Annotated in this window: 21 protein-coding genes; 18 read left to right on the forward strand and 3 right to left on the reverse strand. The window is 33.1% G+C overall.

Translation table 11 applies throughout. The features are described 5' to 3' along the window. The first annotated feature begins 52 nt into the window (after positions 1-52). From ACN0TY_RS15975 to ACN0TY_RS15995, 5 genes are all read left to right on the forward strand, one after another. Positions 53-991 (forward strand): N-acetylornithine carbamoyltransferase, encoded by a 939-nt coding sequence (locus ACN0TY_RS15975; RefSeq protein WP_417445250.1) that lies wholly within the window; start codon positions 53-55, stop codon positions 989-991. Positions 992-1,061: 70 nt separating this feature from the next. Continuing rightward, positions 1,062-1,835, forward strand: coding sequence for an acetylglutamate kinase (gene argB, locus ACN0TY_RS15980; RefSeq protein WP_236960560.1), 774 nt, complete (start codon positions 1,062-1,064; stop codon positions 1,833-1,835). 118 nt (positions 1,836-1,953) lie between these two features. Beyond that, positions 1,954-3,015 carry a M20 family metallo-hydrolase gene (locus ACN0TY_RS15985; RefSeq protein ID WP_417445251.1) on the forward strand — a complete coding sequence of 354 codons (1,062 nt, stop codon included), beginning with the start codon at positions 1,954-1,956 and terminating at the stop codon, positions 3,013-3,015. 106 nt (positions 3,016-3,121) lie between these two features. After that, positions 3,122-4,402, forward strand: a complete 1,281-nt coding sequence (gene argH / locus ACN0TY_RS15990; protein WP_417445252.1) for an argininosuccinate lyase — start codon at positions 3,122-3,124, stop codon at positions 4,400-4,402. 49 nt (positions 4,403-4,451) lie between these two features. Further along, positions 4,452-5,204 (forward strand): porin family protein, encoded by a 753-nt coding sequence (locus ACN0TY_RS15995; RefSeq protein ID WP_417445253.1) that lies wholly within the window; start codon positions 4,452-4,454, stop codon positions 5,202-5,204. Here the strand turns inward: ACN0TY_RS15995 and ACN0TY_RS16000 are convergent, their stop codons facing one another. Continuing rightward, positions 5,205-5,741 (reverse strand): NADPH-dependent FMN reductase, encoded by a 537-nt coding sequence (locus tag ACN0TY_RS16000; RefSeq protein ID WP_236960570.1) that lies wholly within the window; start codon positions 5,739-5,741, stop codon positions 5,205-5,207. Between the two features lie 107 nt (positions 5,742-5,848). On the opposite strand from ACN0TY_RS16000, the gene ACN0TY_RS16005 reads away from it, so the two are divergent. Continuing rightward, a complete protein-coding gene (locus ACN0TY_RS16005; RefSeq protein WP_417445254.1) occupies positions 5,849-6,736 on the forward strand; it encodes an aldose 1-epimerase family protein in 888 nt (295 codons plus the stop codon). Between the two features lie 62 nt (positions 6,737-6,798). Here ACN0TY_RS16005 and lpdA read toward each other — a convergent pair whose 3' ends face one another. Next, positions 6,799-8,199, reverse strand: a complete 1,401-nt coding sequence (gene lpdA, locus ACN0TY_RS16010; protein ID WP_417445255.1) for a dihydrolipoyl dehydrogenase — start codon at positions 8,197-8,199, stop codon at positions 6,799-6,801. A gap of 200 nt (positions 8,200-8,399) precedes the next feature. Here lpdA and ACN0TY_RS16015 point away from each other — a divergent pair, with 200 nt between their 5' ends. Beyond that, positions 8,400-9,362 carry an MBL fold metallo-hydrolase gene (locus ACN0TY_RS16015; protein ID WP_417445256.1) on the forward strand — a complete coding sequence of 321 codons (963 nt, stop codon included), beginning with the start codon at positions 8,400-8,402 and terminating at the stop codon, positions 9,360-9,362. Here ACN0TY_RS16015 and ACN0TY_RS16020 read toward each other — a convergent pair. Beyond that, on the reverse strand, positions 9,357-9,815 hold the full coding sequence (locus ACN0TY_RS16020; protein ID WP_236960578.1) for an Lrp/AsnC family transcriptional regulator: 459 nt from the start codon (positions 9,813-9,815) through the stop codon (positions 9,357-9,359). The genes ACN0TY_RS16015 and ACN0TY_RS16020 overlap by 6 nt on opposite strands. A gap of 159 nt (positions 9,816-9,974) precedes the next feature. On the opposite strand from ACN0TY_RS16020, the gene ACN0TY_RS16025 reads away from it, so the two are divergent. From ACN0TY_RS16025 to ribB, 11 genes are all read left to right on the forward strand, one after another. Beyond that, on the forward strand, positions 9,975-11,177 hold the full coding sequence (locus tag ACN0TY_RS16025) for an aminotransferase class I/II-fold pyridoxal phosphate-dependent enzyme (RefSeq protein ID WP_417445257.1): 1,203 nt from the start codon (positions 9,975-9,977) through the stop codon (positions 11,175-11,177). A 217-nt stretch (positions 11,178-11,394) separates the two neighbouring features. Then, positions 11,395-12,849 (forward strand): Na+/H+ antiporter NhaC, encoded by a 1,455-nt coding sequence (nhaC, locus tag ACN0TY_RS16030; RefSeq protein WP_236960582.1) that lies wholly within the window; start codon positions 11,395-11,397, stop codon positions 12,847-12,849. A 205-nt stretch (positions 12,850-13,054) separates the two neighbouring features. Next, positions 13,055-13,693, forward strand: a complete 639-nt coding sequence (locus ACN0TY_RS16035; RefSeq protein ID WP_236960584.1) for a peroxiredoxin — start codon at positions 13,055-13,057, stop codon at positions 13,691-13,693. A 6-nt stretch (positions 13,694-13,699) separates the two neighbouring features. Further along, positions 13,700-14,014: a thioredoxin family protein gene (locus ACN0TY_RS16040; RefSeq protein WP_236960586.1), complete on the forward strand. Its 315-nt coding sequence runs from the start codon at positions 13,700-13,702 to the stop codon at positions 14,012-14,014. Then, positions 13,995-14,255, forward strand: coding sequence for a DUF6952 family protein (locus tag ACN0TY_RS16045; RefSeq protein WP_236960588.1), 261 nt, complete (start codon positions 13,995-13,997; stop codon positions 14,253-14,255). The genes ACN0TY_RS16040 and ACN0TY_RS16045 overlap by 20 nt, the downstream gene beginning before the upstream one ends. 212 nt (positions 14,256-14,467) lie before the next feature. Next, complete coding sequence (tpx, locus tag ACN0TY_RS16050; RefSeq protein WP_236960590.1) at positions 14,468-14,971, forward strand: thiol peroxidase; 504 nt, start codon at positions 14,468-14,470, stop codon at positions 14,969-14,971. Further along, positions 14,971-15,327: a diacylglycerol kinase gene (locus tag ACN0TY_RS16055; protein ID WP_236960593.1), complete on the forward strand. Its 357-nt coding sequence runs from the start codon at positions 14,971-14,973 to the stop codon at positions 15,325-15,327. The genes tpx and ACN0TY_RS16055 overlap by 1 nt, the downstream gene beginning before the upstream one ends. A gap of 62 nt (positions 15,328-15,389) precedes the next feature. After that, positions 15,390-17,840, forward strand: a complete 2,451-nt coding sequence (locus tag ACN0TY_RS16060; protein ID WP_417445258.1) for a DNA translocase FtsK — start codon at positions 15,390-15,392, stop codon at positions 17,838-17,840. A 30-nt stretch (positions 17,841-17,870) separates the two neighbouring features. Continuing rightward, on the forward strand, positions 17,871-18,518 hold the full coding sequence (locus ACN0TY_RS16065; RefSeq protein WP_417445259.1) for a LolA family protein: 648 nt from the start codon (positions 17,871-17,873) through the stop codon (positions 18,516-18,518). A gap of 73 nt (positions 18,519-18,591) precedes the next feature. After that, on the forward strand, positions 18,592-20,052 hold the full coding sequence (locus ACN0TY_RS16070; RefSeq protein WP_417445260.1) for an LptF/LptG family permease: 1,461 nt from the start codon (positions 18,592-18,594) through the stop codon (positions 20,050-20,052). Between the two features lie 26 nt (positions 20,053-20,078). Continuing rightward, on the forward strand, positions 20,079-21,230 hold the full coding sequence (gene ribB / locus ACN0TY_RS16075; protein ID WP_236960602.1) for a 3,4-dihydroxy-2-butanone-4-phosphate synthase: 1,152 nt from the start codon (positions 20,079-20,081) through the stop codon (positions 21,228-21,230). The last annotated feature ends 14 nt before the right edge of the window (positions 21,231-21,244 follow it).

Genomic DNA, 21,244 nt, shown 5'->3' on the forward strand with positions numbered 1-21,244 from the left:
AGGCGATATATGATAAATCCAATAGGCTTTTAGAAAATTAAAAATTAGTAAAATGAAACAATTCCTAGATTTAGAAGACATCGATAATGTAGATGAACTTATTAAAAATGCTATCACCTTAAAATCAAATCCTTTTTCTCATAAAGAGTTAGGAAAAAATAAGAGTATAGGACTTTTATTCTTTAATTCTAGTTTAAGAACACGTTTAAGTACTCAAAAGGCGGCACAAAACCTTGGAATGGAAGTTATGATTCTAAATCTCAATTCTGATGGTTGGGCTTTAGAGTTTGAAGATGGAAGCATAATGAATGCTGGTACTGCAGAGCACATTAAAGAAGCTGCAGCAGTTATTTCTCAATATGTAGACATCATTGCATTAAGAGCTTTCCCTTCTTTAACTGATAAGAAAAAGGATGAAGAAGAACTCATTATAAAAAGTTTTAAAGAGCATGCATCAGTTCCTGTAGTAAATATGGAAAGCGCAACAGCTCACCCGCTTCAAGCGCTTACAGATGCTATTACAATTTCAGAGTTTAAACAAAAAGAACGTCCAAAAGTTGTTTTAACATGGGCTCCACACCCAAGAGCATTGCCTCATGCTGTTCCAAATTCATTTGCTAAAATGATGCAGATGATAGATGTAGATTTTGTTATTACACATCCAGAAGGCTATGAATTAAATCCTAAAATCACTGGAGAAACTCCTATTATTTACGACCAGGAAGAAGCTTTAAAAGATGCCGATTTTGTGTATGCAAAAAACTGGAGTAGCTATAATGACTACGGACAAATAAAAAGCACTGATGAGAGTTGGATGGTTACGCTTGATAAAATAAAAGCTGCGAAATTCATGCATTGCCTTCCTGTAAGACGAAATGTAATCGTTGCTGATGAAGTTCTAGACAGTGAGCAATCGTTGGTAATCGAACAAGCAAACAATAGAACTTATGCAGCACAAGCTGTATTAAAAAATATTCTGGAAGGGAAATAGTTGTTGGTTACCAGTTATTTACTCATAACTAAACTTTACAACATTCATTATTAAAATTTTATAAACGCATATGAAAGTATCTATTATAAAAATTGGTGGGAATCTTATTGAAGACGAAACTGTTCTTGATCAGGTTCTTACAAATTTCGCTGCCATAGAAGGTGCTAAAATATTAGTTCACGGAGGTGGAAAAATGGCAACGCAGTTATCAGAGAAATTGGGTGTAAAAACTCAAATGGTCGATGGTAGAAGGATTACCGATAGAGAAACACTAAATATCATTACAATGGTTTACGGCGGACTCGTAAATAAAACTATTGTTGCAAAATTACAGGCTAATAATTGTAATGCGCTAGGGCTTTCTGGAGCAGATTTAAATACTATAAAATCTATAAAAAGACCTATAAAAACTCACGATTTTGGGTTTGTAGGTGATGTAACTGAAGTAAACTCAGAGATGTTTTCTCTTTTACTGAATAATAATATCACTCCTGTTTGCTGTGCTATTTCTCATGATAAAAATGGACAATTATTTAATACCAACGCAGATACAATTGCTTCAGAAATAGCCGTTTCTTTAGCAAACGATTTTGAAGTAGAATTGTATTATTGCTTTGAGAAAAAGGGTGTCTTAAGAAGTATTGAAGACGAAAATTCAGTAATAACAGATATTAATACAGAGATATATCAAGCGCTTGTAAAAGAACACATTATTGCAGACGGAATGCTTCCAAAGCTTCATAATTGCTTTAATGCGTTAGAAAAAAAGGTGTCAAAAGTTTTTATAGGTAGTGTAGCAATGCTCGCTGATGATAACCAACTAAAAACAACAATTACTCTTTAAAGTTATATTATTTAATTCAGGGGAGGCAATAAGAAGATTAATTTTCAATCTTCAACTTATTGACTTCTTCACTTAATTAAATATAAACAACATATTTTCAACATTAGAACTTAACATAATGACTATTCAACAACTTACACAAGAGGCAATAGAACTTTTAAAATCACTAATTAGTACACAATCTTTTTCTTCTGAAGAGGAAAAAACAGCTGCACTGATTGAAAATTGGTTTCAGAGATATAACATCCCTTTCAAAAGGGAAAACAATAATATATGGGCTTTTAATGAAGATTATACAGAAGGAAAGCCTTTGCTACTCCTTAATTCGCATCATGATACCGTAAAACCAAATACTGCATATACCAAAGACCCTTTTAATCCTCATATTGAAGACGGAAAATTATTTGGTCTTGGAAGTAATGACGCTGGAGGTTGCTTAGTTTCTTTAATTGCTACTTTCACGTATTTCTATCAAAAGAAAAACCTTAATTATAACATAGTTATCGTTGCTTCTGCTGAAGAAGAAAGTTCAGGTCCAAAAGGACTCAATTCTGTATTAAAAAGCCTGCCAGAAATCGAAGTTGCTATTGTTGGTGAGCCTACATTAATGAATCTTGCCATTGCAGAGAAAGGTTTGGTTGTTTTTGACGGTTCTGTAAAAGGAACTCCAAGTCATGCCGCACATCCAAATGACGACAATGCGATATATAAAACTATCAACGTTTTACAGTGGTTTAAAGATTATAAATTCGAGAAAGTATCTGAAGTTTTAGGCCCTGTAAAAATGACAGTTACACAGATAGAAGCTGGAAATCAACACAATGTAGTTCCTGCAGAAGTCAAATTGGTAATTGATGTACGCGTAAACGACAAGTATAGCAATCAAGAAGTATACGATACCTTAAAAGAATTAGCTCCTTGTGAAGTTACACCAAGATCATTACGCTTAAATTCTTCCGCTATTCCAAAAGACCACGCTCTTGTAAAGGCTGGTATTGAATTAGGAAGGGAAACATACGGATCTCCTACCCTTTCAGATCAAGCAACGTTAACCTGTGCTTCTTTAAAATTAGGGCCTGGAGATTCTACGCGATCACATTCTGCAAACGAATTTATTTATGTAAATGAGATTGAAGAAGGTGTGGATTTATATATTAAGTTATTAGAGAAAGTGCTATAAGCCGGTAATGGATTTTAGCTTTAATAATAATAAAAGTTATCTTTGCCTTAATAACCATTCTAGGCAATACGTAACTAGATAATAACACTCATAATACTAGAGAATAATGAAACTTTGGGAAAAAGGTTTTTCAACTGATAAAAAAATAGACATCTTCACTGTAGGTTCAGATAGGGAATTAGATTTAGTAATTGCAAAATATGATGTTTTAGCCTCTATTGCGCATGCTAAAATGCTTCATAAAATTGATCTTATCACTAAAGAAGAGGCTCAAGATTTAGTAACAGAACTAGAAAATATTGGAGAAACCATAAAAAATGGTTCTTTTACTATTGAAGATGATTTTGAAGATGCACATTCTAAAATTGAATACCTTTTAACCGACAAGCTGGGAGACACAGGAAAAAGAATCCATACAGCTCGTTCTAGAAACGATCAAGTTCTTGTTGCTGTAAACCTTTATTTAAAAGAAGAGCTTTCTGAAATAAAGAATAGCACTAGAGAACTTTTTGAAGTATTATTAGGATTAGCAGACAAACACAAGGAAACATTACTCCCTGGATATACACATTTACAGATTGCAATGCCTTCTTCTTTTGGACTATGGTTTTCTGCATATGCTGAAAGTCTAATTGACGATCTATATTTTATCGATGCTGCACATAAAATTGTAGATCAGAATCCACTAGGAAGCGCTGCTGGTTATGGTAGCTCCTTCCCTATTGATCGTGATTACACAACAAAAGAGCTTGCTTTCGAAACGCTAAAATATAATGTGGTAGCCGCACAAATGAGTAGAGGGAAATCTGAGAAAAGTACTGCTTTTGGATTAAGTAGTATTGCTTCAACGCTCTCCAAAATGTCCATGGATATATGCTTGTATATGAGTCAGAATTTTGACTTCATTACTTTCCCAGATGAACTTACAACAGGGTCTAGTATTATGCCACATAAAAAAAACCCTGATGTTTTTGAACTTATCCGTGGGAAATGTAATAAAATCCAAGCAGTTCCAAACCAACTAGCTATGTTAACTACAAATTTACCTAGTGGATATCACAGAGATCTTCAGCTTACAAAAGAAATAATTGTTCCTGCTATACAAGAGTTAAAATCATGCTTAGAAATGCTTACTTTCTCTATCAAGAATATAATTGTAAAAGAAGGTGTAATTGATGATAAAAAATATGATTATCTCTTTAGTGTAGATACTTTGAACGATTTAGTTTTAAGTGGAATGCCTTTTAGAGACGCATATAAAAAAATGGGAGAAGAAATTCAACGAGGAGAATTCACTCCTAAAAGAAATATCTCTCATAGCCATAAAGGGAGTTTAGGAAATCTATGCTTAGATGAAATTAAAAGTAAAATGGATCTACTTTTTTAGATTTTTTATTGATATTAGTTGAATAATTATATTAGATATACAAAAACTTATGAAAAGTATTAAGGAACTTAATTTAAACGTATCCTCTGTTGTATTATATGCTTGCTTAATGCTTTTCCCTCTAGCAACAAACGCTCAAGCAGCTATTATTGCAGCTATTTTTGGAGATCGAGTAGCATCAGAGAAGTTTAATCTTAGTATGGAAATTGGAGTTCCTCTAACAAATTATAGCAATATAGAAGGAAATAAACCAAATCTTGGGATCAACTTCGGAATTGCTGGGAATATTAAGATTAATGATTCTTGGTCTCTGAGCCCTACAGCTTACTTTTTATCAAAAAGAAGTTTTGATATCGAATCATTTTCAATGAATGGACCTGATGCTTATTTAAATAATATATACAGTGATGTTCCTGCAACTATAGAACTTAATTATATTCAGGTTCCAATATTTGTAAATTATAAAATTCCGAATTCTAAATTTAGAATTGGTTTAGCTCCTCAAATGTCTTTTAAACAGGACGTAGACGCTACATTTAGTTCCGAAATAGGTGACTTTAAACAAGCCGTTGGAACTCGAGTAAATGACATCGATTATGGACTAATTGCCAATCTTAGTTATTATTTACAATATAAAAGAAACGGTAAAGGTATTTATGTAAGTCTACGTTACAGTCAAGGGTTTACAGATGTCTTTAAAGATTCTTTTATCGACGGTAATAATAAGAGTCGCTATTTATCTTTTAATATCAGTTTACCTTTTATAACGGATGAATTAGCTCAGAAAAACCTAAATAATTAATTAGATCTTACTTAAAAAATCTGATAATTCAGCAGCGTGTTTTTGCTTTAGCTCCTCATTAATTATAGTCCCTTTTTTTACTGAGAAATTTTCTCCAAATTTTGGCAACGAAAATATATTCTCTAAAGAAGCTCCAAATCTAGGCAACGTTTGCTCCATAAGTGTAATCGAAGAAATAGCTCCTCTTCCACCAGGAGAAGTTCCCATTAGAAATAACTTCTTATCAAGTAAAAACTTTGGATCAAGTCGAGACAACCAATCGATAAGGTTTTTAAAATAAGCAGATGGATTGCTATTGTGTTCATTAACACTTATAATAACAGCATCAGCTTCTAAAATATCATCTTTTAACTCGATTAATGAGTTTTTATAACCGTTTTCACGCTCTTCATCTTCACTAAAAAGAGGAAATGCCATATTTGCCATATTTAGTAATTGAATATCATAATCATCAATTAAAGAAACGGTATATTTTACCAATTCATAATTTATAGATCCTTTAGAATTACTACCAGCAAAAGCGATTATTTTTTTCATCAATAAAATTATTTATTTTCTATATTAATAACAAGATAGCAATCTTTTTTAATATAGTAAGCTAGTTTTTATACTTTTGATAAGTATCCATTATTTATAGCCAAACGATGAAAAATTCTGAAAAACTATCTATCAAAAACACATTATTACAAATTGATATTACAAAAGTTGGAGCCGAACTTTGCAGTATTAAAAACAATGATAATCAAGAATATATCTGGCAGGCAGATCCAAAGATTTGGGGTAGCCATGCACCTGTTTTATTTCCTATAATTGGCGGCCTAAAAAACAATCTCTTCTATTACCAAGGAGAAGAATATACAGTTCCTAAACATGGCTTTATAAGACATAACGAAGCCTTGAAAATTACCAACCACAAGGAGCATTCTATTACTTTTCAATACAAATATGATTCAGAAACATTAAAAACATATCCATTTAAGTTTGAGTTCAATATTACTTTTTCGTTGAACGATAAAGTTCTTACAGTTTCTCATGAAGTTATAAATCACGATTCCAAGAAAATGCTATTCTCTCTTGGCGGTCACCCAGCATTTAAATGTCCTCTGAAGAATAATGAAAATTATGATGATTATTCACTAGTTTTTGAAGAGAAAGAAAATAGCAATCGTCATTTAATAAACGATAAGGGCTTACAAAACGGAAAAACACTTCCTTTTTTAGAAAATACGGATACATTACAGCTAAAACATGAATTATTTAAAGATGATGCCTTGATATTTAAAGATCTAAAGTCTAAAAGAATAAGTTTAGCTCATAAAACCAACGGAAAGGTGGTGACTGTTTCTTATTCTGATTTTGATTATGTAGGAATTTGGGCTAAACCAGATGGAGATTTTGTTTGTATAGAGCCTTGGTTAGGAATTACAGATCACGAAGATACGAACGGAGATTTCGAAAAGAAAGAAGGGATTATTAACCTGGCGGGGAAAAATACATTTAAAGCTGAATATACTATAGAAATACACTCGTAAATCAAAAAACGCCCAAAGATCATCAAATCTTTGGGCGTTTTATATATTATTAAAACAGTTACTTAAACGTGTAACGCTCTATCATCTGTAGCCGCTAGAGCAGCTTCTTTTACTGCTTCAGCATATGTTGGATGCGCATGACTCATACGAGAAATATCTTCCGCACTTGCTCTAAATTCCATCGCAGTTACTGCTTCAGAAATTAAATCTGCAGTACGAGCTCCAATCATATGAACACCTAAAACTTCATCTGTTTCAGCATCAGCAAGGATTTTTACAAACCCATCGATATCCATACTAGCACGTGCTCTACCTAAAGCACGCATAGGAAACTGTCCAGTTTTATATTTCACACCTGCTTCTTTTAATTGCTCCTCTGTTTTACCAACAGCAGCAACCTCTGGCCATGTGTAAACAACACCTGGGATTAAGTTATAATCGATATGTGGTTTTTGACCAGCTAAGCTTTCAGCAACTAAAACTCCTTCTTCTTCAGCCTTATGAGCTAACATCGCTCCTTTAATAACATCTCCAATTGCATAGATATTAGAAACATTAGTTTGTAAATGATCGTTTACTTCTACTTGTCCTCTATCGTTTAATTTAACACCTGCTTTATCAAGGTTCAATCCTTCAGTATAAGGACGTCTTCCCACAGAAACTAAACAGTAATCTCCTTCAAAAGAAACTTCTTTCCCTTTCTTATCATCAGCTTTTACAGTAACAGTATCTCCCTTACGAGTTACTTCTTTTACTTTATGAGAAGTAAAGAACTTCATACCTCTTTTCTTAAGAGAACGTTGTAACTCTTTAGAAAGTCCACCATCCATAGTAGGGATAATTCTATCCATATATTCTATTACAGAAACTTCAGCTCCAAGACGACTATAAACCTGTCCTAGCTCTAAACCAATAACTCCACCACCAATAATAATAAGGTGTTTAGGAATTTCCTTAAGTTTTAAAGCTTCTGTAGAAGTAATAATTTTTTCTTTATCGATTTCAATAAAAGGAAGACTAGAAGGTTTAGAACCTGTAGCTATGATAATTTTCTTAGCCTCGATTTCTTCATTCTTTTCTCCTTTAATCTCAATATGAGTAGCATCTTTAAAACTTCCCATTCCGTGGTATACATCAATTTTATTCTTGTTCATCAAGAAATCGATTCCACTAGTTGTTTGTTCTACTACGCCTTGCTTACGCGCTATCATTTGCTTTAAATTCACCTTTATTTCCCCAGGAATATCTATTCCATGCTCTTTAAAATGAGATATTGCATCTTCATAATGGTGAGAAGAATCTAATAGTGCTTTAGACGGAATACAACCTACGTTAAGGCAAGTTCCTCCTAAAGTGTTATATTTTTCAATAATAGCAGTTTTCATACCCAATTGTGCGCAACGTAATGCTGCTACATAACCACCGGGTCCTGAGCCTATAACGGCCACATCGTATGAATTCATAGTATGTTTTTTGTATAACTTTTATAATGTACTAACAAAAATACAAATGTTTTATGGGAAGGCAACTATCTATCTTTTTAAAATTATTGAATTATAACATTCTATAACAAATGTATTCCTTAAACTATGTTTCCATAATTTCAAACTGTTTAAAATCATTCCCTATATTTAAAGCTTTACAATAAAAGATAATTATTTAAATGAAATATTTACTGTTAATCATAGCTTTTTGCCTCTTTTCATGCCAAAGGGATAAAAATACTCCTATTTCAAATGAAGAGAATCCGCCTAAACTTATAAAAGATGTTTCTCTTATCGTATTGGGAAACGTTCAAGATGCCGGTGCTCCCCAAATAGGATGTGATAAAGATTGCTGTGCAGACCTTTTTAATAATCCTGATGCTTCCAAGAAAGTAACAGCATTGGGAATTTACGATCAAGAGAATGGAAAGTCATTCCTTTTTGAAGCTTCTCCTAATATAAATACGCAAACCAAGCTTTTAAAACGATATACTCAAAGAGAGAGTGAACTCCCAGACGGGATTTTTATTACCCATGCTCATATTGGGCATTACGCTGGACTCATGTTTTTAGGAAAAGAAGCTATGAACGCTACTAATGTTCCTGTTTATGCGATGCCTAAATTGAAAGGTTTTATAGAGAATAATGGTCCTTGGGAACAATTGATCAACAATTCTAATATTAAAATTGAGGCGCTACACCAAAAAGATACAATAGAAATCACTTCCAACCTTAGCGTAATTCCGTTTACAGTGCCTCATCGGGATGAGTATTCTGAAACCGTTGGATATACTATTATTGGGCCAAAAAAGAAAGTGCTATTTATTCCTGATATTGATAAATGGCAAAAATGGGATACAGATATTATTGATGAAATTAAAAAAGTAGATTATGCTTTTCTAGACGCTACCTTTTTCGATGCTGAAGAAATAAATAATCGTGATATCTCTGAAATTCCGCATCCATTTGTGATTGAAAGCATGGATCTTTTTAAAAACTTAAAAACATCAGAAAAAAAGAAAATTCATTTTATACATTTCAATCACACAAATCCCTTATTAAATAAAGAAAGTGAACAAACCAAAGAGGTTCTTAAAAGTGGATACAACATAGCACGTTTAAATAATACGCTAGCATTATAATTCCACTATCGTTGTGTTTTTTACTTCTTCAATCATAAAAATACTATGCGTACTTCCTATATGTTTTAAGGAAGTCAGTTTTGTAGTCATAAATTCCCTATAAGTAGCCATATCTGCAACACTTATTTTTAAGATATAATCATAATCTCCACTTACGTGATAACATTCCAACACCTCTGGGAGCTTAATTACTTCGCGCTCAAAACTAGTAATATGCTCTTTTGTATGCTGCACTAATCGTACATGACAAAAAACGGCAAATGCTTTATTTATCTTTCTTTTATCTAAAAGTGCAGTATATCCTTTAATAACACCTTCTTTTTCTAATTTCCTAATCCGCTCATAAACGGCAGTTTTAGATAGATTAAGCTGCATTGAAAGTGCTTTTGTAGTTTGTTTGGCATCTTTCTGCAGTAATTCTAGTAAGATTTTATCAATGTTATCAAGTTTCATAAATGACAAATTTTCTTTTAGCTGAATTAATTTCAACAAAAATAAAAATATAATCACATTAAGCACACTATGGTAGATTATTAATCTAAATAATCCTATCACTATTGATATTTAGTCAGCCATTACCTTATTTTGATGAATAAATAAACCTTATTAGTTATGAAATTCAATCCCGCAGACAACGTTCAAGATTTACAATACTTTGGTGAATTTGGTGGTGTAAATCCATCGATATCAGATTCTTCAACATATACCTTTTTATCAGCAAAAACAATGTTCGATACTTTTGAAGGTAATACAGAGGGTTGCTACCTTTATAGCAGACACTCCTCCCCTTCTAATTTATATTTAGGCGAAGCTTTGGCCGCTCTTGAAGGTACAGAAACAGCAAATGTTACCGCATCTGGAATGGGTGCAATTACTGCAGTAATTATGCAATTATGTAATGCAGGAGACCATATCGTTTCTAGCCGAACAATTTACGGTGGAACGTATGCTTTTATGAAAAATTTCCTACCTAAGTTTAATATTCCTACTTCTTTTGTAGACACTACAAACCTTCAGAAAGTAGAAGAAGCAATCACAGAAAACACTAAAATGATTTACTGTGAAACTATTAGCAATCCGCTTTTAGAAGTTTCCGATATAGAAGGATTAGCAAAAATTGCTAAGAAACATAATATCGCACTAGTGGTAGACAACACATTTTCCCCTTTAACAGTAGCTCCTGCAAAATTGGGCGCTGATATTGTGATTAATAGTCTTACTAAATTTATAAACGGAAGTAGCGATGCTGTTGGTGGTGTTGTTTGCGGAACTAAAGAATTCTGTACGAGCTTAAAAGATGTAAATGATGGTGCCGCAATGCTTTTAGGAAGCACAATGGACAGTTTAAGAGCTTCTTCCATCTTAAAAAACTTACGCACACTTCATATTAGAATAAAGAAACATAGTGAGAACGCACTTTATCTGGCTGAGAACTTTGAAAAAGATGGATTAAAAGTTGTTTACCCTGGATTAGCATCTCACCCTGGAAATGAGACTTTAAAATCTCAAATGAATGAAGAATATGGCTTTGGAGGGATGTTAACAATAGATATCGGATCTCTAGAAAAAGCAAATGCGCTTATGGAAAAGATGCAAGAAAAAAATCTTGGATACCTTGCTGTAAGTCTTGGATTTTATAAAACATTATTTAGTGCTCCAGGAAGCTCTACATCTTCAGAAATTCCAATAGAAGAGCAAGAAGAAATGGGACTTAGCAATGGATTGATTCGTTTTTCAATAGGATTAGATAACGATATTAAACGTACCTATGAAATGATGAAATCATGCATGAAAGAACTTGATATACTAAACTAAAAACTGACAATTAGGTTTAGGTTATTTAAAACTGTAGACTCAGGATTTACATCTTGGTCTGCAGTTTTGTTTTTTAAAAATCCTTATAAAATAAAACTCCTATCCTCATTATAATTGATAATTTATAAACTTAAAACACTATTAATACTGACGAAAATCACATAAAACTTTGAACTTTCGCCTCCATTTCGTAACATTACAAAATCAAAATATTTTAATGGAAGACGAAAAAGTAATTCAGAATAAAGAGCTTAGTATTTGGGAAGCTCTTATCCCAGTTCTTGTTTTAGTTGGTTTATTAGCTTTTAATGTGTTTGTTTATGGTGATGATGCATTAAGCGGTTCTAACCAATTTATACTTTTAATTGGTGGCGCTGTAGCAGGTGTTGTAGGTGTTTTTAATAAGGTTTCTTATGATAGAATGCTTGAGGAAGTGGCTAATAACATTAAATCTACTGCTGGAGCAATTCTAATTTTACTTTTTGTAGGTGCTTTAGCAGGAACATGGCTTATAAGCGGTGTAATTCCTTCCATGATTTACTACGGACTACAGATATTAAACCCTACATTTTTCCTTTCTGCTTGTGTAATCATTTGTGCAATTATTTCTATTGCAACTGGAAGTAGCTGGACAACTTCTGCTACTGTAGGTATTGCGCTAGTTGGTATTGGTGGAGCTTTAGGAATTTCTCCTGGTATGACAGCTGGAGCTGTAATTTCTGGAGCATATTTTGGAGATAAAATGTCTCCTCTTAGCGACACTACAAATCTTGCGCCTGCAATGGCGGGAACAGATTTGTTTACTCATATTAGATATATGGCATTAACAACGGTACCTACTGTTGTTGTAACACTTATAATTTTCACGATAATTGGACTTAATCTAGATACAACAAAAGTGCCTGAAACGGCTTCTTTATTGTCTTCGATTGACGAATCTTTCAATATTTCTCCTTGGTTATTTTTAGTCCCTGTAGTTGTTATATTCCTAATTGTAAAGAAAGCTCCTCCCCTTTTAGCATTACTAATAGGAACACTTTTAGGAGGTGTTTTTGCACTTATCTTTCAGCCAGAAATCGTAAAAAGTATTACAGGAGCAACCGATCTTAATTTTATCTCAGGATATAAAGGTATTATGAATGCTATTACGGTAGATACTGCTATAGAAACTAGCAATGAGAAATTAAACGACTTATTCTCTTCTGGAGGAATGTCTGGTATGTTAGGAACCATTTGGCTAATTATATGCGCCATGGTTTTTGGAGGTATTATGGACGCTATTGGAGCGCTAGCTAGAATTAGTAAAGCCCTACTTACTGCTTTCGATTCTGTATTCGGATTATTTGCAAGTACTGTTGCTAGTTGCTTAGTATTAAACGTTACTGCTTCCGATCAATATTTGGCTATCGTAGTTCCCGGTAAAATGTATGCACAAGCATATCGAGATAAAGGGTTGGCTCCAGAGAATCTAAGTAGAACCCTTGAAGATTCTGGTACTGTAACTTCTGTTTTGGTCCCTTGGAATACTTGCGGAGCATATCAAAGTGGCGTTTTAGGAGTAGATACTACTGCATATATTGGATATGCATTCTTCAATTATCTTAGTCCTTTTGTAACTTTATTGTATGCTGCATTTAATATCAAAATAAAACAACTCACCGAGAAAAAATAATTTCACAATATAAGTGCGCTTATATTATACATTTATTAATAAGTGCCGACTTATTTTAAGCTATCAATAAAAATAATTATTCGCAATAGTTACTATAGGTAATTCTTATTCCTAGATAAGTTAATATAATTTAAAAATCATTGTTTCCTCTGTATTACTACTTAAATTTGCATAGAGAATTTAACAAAATTAAATAGTAATAAATATGGCACTAGTAGGAAAAAAATTTCCAAATATAGCAGTAGACGCTATGAACGAAATGGGAGATACTTTTAAATTAAACGTTTTTGAAGAAGCGGTTAAAAACAACAAAAAAGTTATTCTTTTTTGGTATCCAAAAGACTTTACGTTCGTATGTCCTACTGAACTTCATGCATTCCAAGCAGCTTTAGGAGAATTTGACAAAAGAAACACTATTGTTGTAGGTGCATCTTGTGACACTCCAGAAGTACATTTCGCTTGGTTAAACGCTTCTAAAGACAACGGAGGAATTGAAGGTGTTACTTACCCTCTTCTTGCTGATAGCAACAGAAACTTAGCTAATATGCTACGTATTTTAGATTTATCTTCTGAAACTTACAATGAGGAAACAGAATCTTACGTATACGAAGGTGACAATGTAACTTACAGAGCTACTTTCTTAATTGATGAAGAAGGTAAAGTATTCCATGAAAGCGTTAATGATATGCCTGTTGGAAGAAATGTAAACGAATATTTACGTCTAATCGATGCTTATACTCACGTTCAGAAAAACGGAGAAGTATGTCCTGCAAACTGGGAAGAAGGTAAAGATGCTATGAATGCCGACAGAAAAGGAGTTGCAGCATACTTAAGCGCAAACTAAGAAATTATGCTTTTAGAATTAGAAAAAGACAATTTAGCTGAATTAATTGCAGAAAATGAAACTGTTTTAGTACAGTATTCTGCTGGATGGTGTGGTAACTGTCGCATTATGAAACCAAAATTCAAGAAATTCTCTCAAGAAGCAGAAAATGCAACATTTGTAATTGTAGATGCTGAGAAGTTTCCTGAGTCTAGAAAATTGGCTAGCGTAGACAATTTACCAACTTTTGCCGCTTTTAAAAACGGTAAGGTTGAAAACCAAATTCAGACTAATAAGACAGAAATTTTAAAATCTTTTATCGATGAAGCTACCAGTAATTAAACAGCTTTCTAATTTTATTGAAACTAATGATGAAGATTACGTAATTGAGGCAATAGAAACGTTAGAAGCTATTACCGAAGTACCTTCATTAAAAGACGAAGAGCTAGACGTTATAGGAGAATTAATCTCTAATATGTACGGCGCTTTGGAAGTAAATAAAATGATAAAAGAAGAAGGAATAAACCAAAAAGAGGCGGTTAACAAATTTATGAAGAGAGTTTTAGGCTCTATTGATAAATAGCTACAGATCCTCACATGGGAAAGAATTGAGAAAAAGAGCATTAAGGCAGCCTGAAAAGGCTGCCTTTTTGTTTCTACTTATCAGTAATTATTAATATCTTTAAAAAAGTAAATTCAGCCTTTACTATTTATAGTATTAAGATGACTTACGCTCAATTAATAGTAACATCAAAAGGATTATATCACACAAAAAATCGTTTATAAAAAATTATTATGGCAACAGTAACTTTAAAAGGAAATAAAATCAACACTTCTGGAGAATTACCTAAAACAGGAACAAAAGCACCAGAATTCACTTTAGTAAAAACAGACCTTTCTTCTGCTTCATTAGGAGATTACAAAGGTTCTAAAGTAGTTTTAAACATATTCCCTAGTGTAGACACAGGAACGTGCGCGGCAAGTGTTCGTGCATTTAATAAAGAGGTTTCTGATATGGAAAACACTAAAGTTCTATGTATCTCAAGAGATTTACCATTTGCAATGGCTAGATTTTGTGGTGCTGAAGGATTAGACAATGTTATTTCTTTATCAGATTTTAGAAATCAGAAGTTCGGTAAAGATTACGGTTTAGAGTTTACAGATGGACCTTTAGAAGGACTCTTAAGTAGAGTTGTAATTGTATTAGATGAAGAAGGAAATGTAGCATATACAGAACAAATAGCAGAAACTGTAGACGAGCCAAATTACGAAGCTGCACTTAACGCTATTAAAGCTTAATGAGTTTTATAATAAATAGAATACATAGTATTAGATACGCTCTTAAAGGAGCGTATCTTCTTCTTAAAACAGAAGCCAGCATTCAAACGCAATTTTTTATTGCAGTCATTACTACAATCGCTGGATTCTATTACCATATATCTCCTACAGAATGGATATTACAAATCCTAACTATAGCATTGATTCTTAGCTTAGAAGGAGTAAATACTGCTATCGAAAAAATTGCGGACTTTGTCCACCCAGAACATCACAAAAAAATAGGCTTCATTAAAGATATAGCAGCTGGAGCTGTATGCATTGCTGCCATTGCAGCAGTAATAATAGGTTGCATTATCTACATTCCTAAAATATTTTAAAAATATAAATAGAAAATGTACGTTTGTAATTAGTATTTTTGCGATTAAACTTAATGTAGCCGATGGCCAAAAAAACGACGAAAACAAGTAAGACTGCTTCTTCAAAAAAGAAAATATCTTTTAAGGTATCTAATCAACAAAAAATCATTTTTGGGAGTTTGTTAATGCTACTTAGTGTTGCTTGTGTTATTGCTTTTATCTCGTACTTTTCTACTTGGCAAGAAGACCAAAGCTTACTAAAAGAATTTGGTGACCGACAAGCTGAAGCTAAAAATTGGCTTAATAAATTTGGTGCATCCGTAAGTCACTTTTTTATTTACAAAGGCTTTGGAATTGCTGCATTTATTTTCCCTATTCTTTTATTCCAGATTGGACTTTATATGTTTTTAAACTACAGTCTTAAAAAACTGATTAATAGAGTTTTTTGGGGAGTTATTGTAAGTGTTTGGTTAGCTATATTTTTCGGGTTTTTCTCAGAAAGCGCTCCACTACTTGGGGGAGTTATAGGTTTTGAAATGAATGATTTTCTACGCGCCTATATTGGAGTAATCGGAGTTGTTTTAGTGTTGTTTTTTATATTTATTACCTATGCAGTTATAAGACTTGGTGTTACTCCTCAAAAAATAAAAGCATTATTCTACACAACACAGGAAGAGTTTAAAGCTGCTTTTAAATCTAATAAAGTAAAAGCAGAGCATAGCGAAGAATCTACTAACCAGAATACAGATACTGAAGAATCTTTAGAAAAAGAAATAGAGAAAGTAAATACTCTTAACACTAATTCTGAAAGTCAAATTACTGATGAAACATCTGATGTAGATATCGAAAACTCTTTTGAAGTGAAAATAGCCGATGAAGAAGAGGATGATGAAGAACTAGCTGCTCCAACACTAAAAACACAAGAGACTACTCCTACACAAGAAAAAGAAGAACTGAAAATAGAAGTAGAAACTGTTGAAGAGGAGAAAGAAGAAATCGACAACCTTTCAGATAAACTAGTCAAAGATTTTGGGGAATTTGATCCAAAACTAGCATTAAGCAATTATAAATTTCCAACGCTAGAGCTTTTAAATGAATATGGTTCTGGAAGCATAACCATCAATCAAGAAGAGCTAGAGGAAAACAAGAATAAAATTGTAGATACTCTTAAAAACTATAAAATTGAGATCTCTCAAATAAAGGCAACTATTGGCCCTACGGTAACATTGTACGAAATAGTTCCTGCTGCGGGAGTGAGAATTTCAAAAATTAAAAATTTAGAAGATGATATTGCGCTTTCTTTAGCGGCATTAGGAATTCGAATCATCGCTCCGATCCCTGGGAAAGGAACAATTGGTATTGAGGTTCCAAACAAAAATTCTACTATTGTTTCTATGCGCTCGGTAATTGCTTCTAAGAAATTCCAAGCTGCCGAAATGGAATTACCAATTGCTTTTGGTAAAACTATTAGCAATGAAACTTTTGTTGTCGATCTTGCCAAAATGCCTCACTTATTAATGGCGGGAGCAACAGGGCAAGGTAAATCGGTTGGATTAAATGCAATTTTAACTTCTCTACTTTATAAAAAGCATCCTGCAGAAGTAAAATTTGTATTAGTCGATCCTAAAAAAGTAGAGCTTACGCTATTTAATAAAATCGAACGTCACTTTTTGGCTAAACTTCCGGACAGCGAAGAAGCTATTATAACTGACAACACTAAAGTAATCAATACTTTAAATTCACTTTGTATAGAGATGGATAATCGCTATGAGATGTTGAAAAACGCCATGGTGAGAAACATTAAAGAATACAACACTAAGTTTAAAGCTAGAAAACTAAATCCAAACGACGGACACCAATTTCTACCGTATATTGTATTGGTTATTGATGAGTTTGCCGATTTAATTATGACTGCTGGAAAAGAAGTAGAAACACCAATTGCCCGTCTAGCACAATTAGCGCGTGCGATCGGAATTCACTTGATTGTAGCTACACAACGTCCTTCTGTAAACGTTATAACAGGTATTATTAAGGCGAATTTCCCAGCTAGGGTTGCCTTTAGAGTAACTTCTAAAATTGACTCAAGAACAATTTTAGATTCTCCTGGAGCGGATCAATTAATTGGTCGTGGAGACATGCTTTATACGCAAGGAAACGATCTTACAAGGCTACAATGTGCTTTTGTGGACACTCCAGAAGTAGATAAAATTACAGACTTTATTGGTGGACAACGAGCTTATCCTGACGCTCATTTACTGCCAGAATATGTAGGAGAAGAGTCTGGCACAGGACTTGATGTAGATATCTCCGATCGTGATGCGCTCTTTAGAGAAGCAGCAGAAGTTATTGTTATTGCACAACAGGGATCTGCTTCCCTTTTACAACGAAAATTAAAGCTTGGTTATAACAGAGCTGGAAGAATTGTAGATCAGTTAGAAGCAGCAGGAATTGTTGGTCCTTTTGAAGGTAGTAAAGCAAGACAAGTACTTGTATCGGATATGGCAGCATTAGATCAATTATTAAGCAACGAGTAAAAGCTCAGAAAACATAATTTAAAACACAAAATGAAAAAAATATTTTTATTAATATCAGTAGTTCTTATTTCTATAGGTGCAAACGCTCAAAGCAATGCAAAAGCCAAAACATTATTAGACGAAGTTTATAATAAAGTAAAAAGCTACGATAATATTTTTATTGAATTTAAGTATGCTTTAGATAACACTTCGGAGAGTATTCACCAAGAAACAAAAGGTGATGTAACCATTAAAGGTGATAAATATGTTTTCAACTATTTAGGAGCTACAAAAATATTTGACGGAAGTAATACATACACAATAATTCCTGAAAATGAAGAAGTAGTAATCGAAGCGAATGAAGGTGATACAGAAGGAACAATTACACCTTCTAAAATGCTTACTTTTTATAAAAAAGGGTATAATTATAAGTGGGATATTCTTCAGAATGTAAAAGGGAGAAATATCCAATATGTTGAGTTAACACCAATAGATAGTAATTCAGAAATCAAGCAGATTTTGCTAGGTATTGATGCGCAAACAAAACATATTTATAATTTAATTGAAGTTGGTAACAACGGAACAAAGACTACTATTACAGTTAATTCTTTTAGAACAGACGAGCCACTTTCAAAATCATTATTTACCTTCGACAAAAGGAAATATGAAAATTTAGGATACTACATCATAACAAACTAGTAATTTGAAGATTTTAGACAGATATATTCTATCGAGATTTTTATATAATTTCATCAGTTCGTTTGTTATACTGATGCTTATATTTATTTTTCAAGCAATTTGGTTTTTTATTGACGAATTTGCTGGGAAAGATATCGATTTAGCTATTGTAGGAAAATTTTTATTCTACTACTCCCCTAACCTTGTACCAAATGTACTCCCACTTACTGTGTTATTAGCCTCGATAATGACTTTCGGTTCTTTGGCAGAAAACTATGAGTTTGCTGCAATGAAAGCCTCCGGAATCTCATTGTATCGTGCTATGCGAGGATTAATAGTCTTTATATTCTTTTTGAGTATTGGGACTTTCTTTTTTGCAAATGATATTATTCCTGCTGCGGAATACAAGTCTTATAACCTAAGAAGGAATATTGCTCAAATGAAGCCTGCAATGGCAATTTCAGAAGGAGCTTTTAGTACCGTAGGAGAAGATTTTAGCATTAAGGTTGATGAAAAACACGGAGACAATGACAATCTTCTGGATAACGTTATTATTCATCAATTATCAGATGGAAACATAAATAATAAAGTTATTAAATCTGTTGATGGGGAGCTTGTAAGCAGTGAAAACTCAAATATCCTTCAGCTAATATTAAAAAATGGGAATTACTACGAAGACTTAAAAGCAGAAAGTCGAGATAAAAGAGATAATTACCCACATGCAAAAGCAAGTTTTGATCGCTATACCATATTTATGGATCTATCGGAATTAAATAATGTAGATCTTGAAGAAGAAAAGGTTAAGAACACTTTCAAAATGCTTAATGTTACGGAGCTAGATTACGCTATAGATTCCATTAAAAAGGACAATAAAAAAATCTATACCAATTTTGGAGAAAATGTCTACAAGAGAACAGGAGCAGCGAATCTTAAAATAACTCCTACTAAGGCTAAAAAGCCAGATAGTAATAAAGATAAAGTTGTTATTTCTGCTGAAGAAAAAGAAAAGCTTCATGCGTTAATAACAGAGAATAGTGATAGTATTATCACCATTTTTGAAGATTACAGACAGAACCAATTAGTAGATATGGCGCTGAATACTGTAAAGAATACCACATCTACTTTAGAAGGTAAGAAATGGGATTTAAACAGGAGATTAAAACTTTACAATCACCATATTCTTTCTTTACACCAAAAATATGCATTAGCTTTTGCTTGTTTTATCCTCTTTTTCGTAGGAGCGCCATTGGGCGCTATTATTAGAAAAGGTGGATTAGGACTTCCTATGGTACTTGCAATTGGATTATTCCTAACCTATCACTTTATAGGGATTTTTGCTAAGAACTATGCTGAAGATGGAAGTATTCCTCCTGTAATTGGCGCATGGGTTGCAACTGGAATTATGCTTCCGTTAGGAATCTTCTTAACAAGGCGAGCTACTGCCGATAAGGCTTTATTTGAAACAAACTTTTCTTTTAAAAACGTTGGAAAGCTATTCAGTTTTCTAAAGAAAAAGAAGTCAAAAGTTGAAGAAAAAGGAGCCAAAAGTATCTAATTAAGTATCTTTGATAAAAATTTGTAATGAACACAAATACACTAATGTCAGCAACAGATATTAAACTAAATAGCATTGAAGAAGCAATAGCCGATATCCGAGCAGGAAAGGTAATAATTGTTGTCGATGATGAAAATAGAGAAAATGAAGGAGATTTTGTTGCAGCTGCAGATAAGGTAACTCCAGAGATGATTAATTTTATGGCTACTCATGGTCGTGGATTAATATGTGCACCCCTAACAGAAAAAAGGTGTAAAGAGTTAGACTTACATCCAATGGTTGGAAATAATACCGATCCAATGGAAACTGCATTTACTGTATCAGTAGATTTACGTGGGCATGGTGTTACAACTGGTATTTCTGCTGGAGATAGAGCTAAAACAGTAAAAGCATTTATAGATAAGAACACTAAATCTTTCGATCTAGCTAGACCAGGACACATATTTCCTTTAGTAGCGAAAGAAGGTGGTGTTTTAAGAAGAACAGGACACACAGAAGCTGCTATAGATTTCGCTAGACTTGCAGGCTTAGAACCCGCTGGTGTTATTGTAGAAATAATGAATGAAGACGGGAGCATGGCTCGATTACCAGAGTTGTGCGAAGTTGCTAAATCTCATGATTTAAAGATTGTTACAATAGAAGATCTTATTGCATATAGAATGCAACACGATAGCCTGATAGAAAAAGGAGAAGATTTTGATATCCAAACAAGATATGGGAAGTTTAGACTTCGTGCTTATAAACAAACTACAAACGATCAGATTCATATAGCCCTCACTAAAGGTACTTGGACTGTAGACGAACCGGTATTAACACGTATAAATTCTACTTTGGTAAATAACGATATCTTAGGAACTCTTACCAGTGATGCTGATAAGAAGCTTGATGATATGTTTAAATTGCTAAATAAAGAAGATAAAGGTGCGATTGTATTTATAAATCAAGAGAGTCATTCTTTAAATCTACTTGGACGCTTATCAGAATTGAAAAAACTACAAGAAGAAGGCGAAATGAGAGCTCCTAAAATAAATATGGACGCCAAAGATTTTGGAATTGGAGCGCAAATACTTCACGATTTAGACATTTCTAAAATAAAATTAATGTCTAATTCTTCGCAAACTAAAAGAGTAGGTATTATTGGTTACGGACTTGAAATTGTTGAATATGTAAATTATTAAGTCTATATTTCGTT

The organism is Joostella sp., assembly GCF_048266025.1.
GTDB classification, from domain to species: Bacteria; Bacteroidota; Bacteroidia; order Flavobacteriales; family Flavobacteriaceae; genus Galbibacter; species Galbibacter atrarenae.

What these genes read in the sequence shown, in the direction of transcription:
- ACN0TY_RS15975 (WP_417445250.1), top strand. Translation starts at nt 53, where the DNA reads ATGAAACAATTCCTAGATTTAGAAGACATCGATAATGTAGATGAACTT.
- argB (WP_236960560.1), top strand. Translation starts at nt 1,062, where the DNA reads ATGAAAGTATCTATTATAAAAATTGGTGGGAATCTTATTGAAGACGAA.
- ACN0TY_RS15985 (WP_417445251.1), top strand. Translation starts at nt 1,954, where the DNA reads ATGACTATTCAACAACTTACACAAGAGGCAATAGAACTTTTAAAATCA.
- argH (WP_417445252.1), top strand. Translation starts at nt 3,122, where the DNA reads ATGAAACTTTGGGAAAAAGGTTTTTCAACTGATAAAAAAATAGACATC.
- ACN0TY_RS15995 (WP_417445253.1), top strand. Translation starts at nt 4,452, where the DNA reads ATGAAAAGTATTAAGGAACTTAATTTAAACGTATCCTCTGTTGTATTA.
- ACN0TY_RS16000 (WP_236960570.1), bottom strand. Translation starts at nt 5,741, where the DNA reads ATGAAAAAAATAATCGCTTTTGCTGGTAGTAATTCTAAAGGATCTATA.
- ACN0TY_RS16005 (WP_417445254.1), top strand. Translation starts at nt 5,849, where the DNA reads ATGAAAAATTCTGAAAAACTATCTATCAAAAACACATTATTACAAATT.
- lpdA (WP_417445255.1), bottom strand. Translation starts at nt 8,199, where the DNA reads ATGAATTCATACGATGTGGCCGTTATAGGCTCAGGACCCGGTGGTTAT.
- ACN0TY_RS16015 (WP_417445256.1), top strand. Translation starts at nt 8,400, where the DNA reads ATGAAATATTTACTGTTAATCATAGCTTTTTGCCTCTTTTCATGCCAA.
- ACN0TY_RS16020 (WP_236960578.1), bottom strand. Translation starts at nt 9,815, where the DNA reads ATGAAACTTGATAACATTGATAAAATCTTACTAGAATTACTGCAGAAA.
- ACN0TY_RS16025 (WP_417445257.1), top strand. Translation starts at nt 9,975, where the DNA reads ATGAAATTCAATCCCGCAGACAACGTTCAAGATTTACAATACTTTGGT.
- nhaC (WP_236960582.1), top strand. Translation starts at nt 11,395, where the DNA reads ATGGAAGACGAAAAAGTAATTCAGAATAAAGAGCTTAGTATTTGGGAA.
- ACN0TY_RS16035 (WP_236960584.1), top strand. Translation starts at nt 13,055, where the DNA reads ATGGCACTAGTAGGAAAAAAATTTCCAAATATAGCAGTAGACGCTATG.
- ACN0TY_RS16040 (WP_236960586.1), top strand. Translation starts at nt 13,700, where the DNA reads ATGCTTTTAGAATTAGAAAAAGACAATTTAGCTGAATTAATTGCAGAA.
- ACN0TY_RS16045 (WP_236960588.1), top strand. Translation starts at nt 13,995, where the DNA reads ATGAAGCTACCAGTAATTAAACAGCTTTCTAATTTTATTGAAACTAAT.
- tpx (WP_236960590.1), top strand. Translation starts at nt 14,468, where the DNA reads ATGGCAACAGTAACTTTAAAAGGAAATAAAATCAACACTTCTGGAGAA.
- ACN0TY_RS16055 (WP_236960593.1), top strand. Translation starts at nt 14,971, where the DNA reads ATGAGTTTTATAATAAATAGAATACATAGTATTAGATACGCTCTTAAA.
- ACN0TY_RS16060 (WP_417445258.1), top strand. Translation starts at nt 15,390, where the DNA reads ATGGCCAAAAAAACGACGAAAACAAGTAAGACTGCTTCTTCAAAAAAG.
- ACN0TY_RS16065 (WP_417445259.1), top strand. Translation starts at nt 17,871, where the DNA reads ATGAAAAAAATATTTTTATTAATATCAGTAGTTCTTATTTCTATAGGT.
- ACN0TY_RS16070 (WP_417445260.1), top strand. Translation starts at nt 18,592, where the DNA reads ATGCTTATATTTATTTTTCAAGCAATTTGGTTTTTTATTGACGAATTT.
- ribB (WP_236960602.1), top strand. Translation starts at nt 20,079, where the DNA reads ATGAACACAAATACACTAATGTCAGCAACAGATATTAAACTAAATAGC.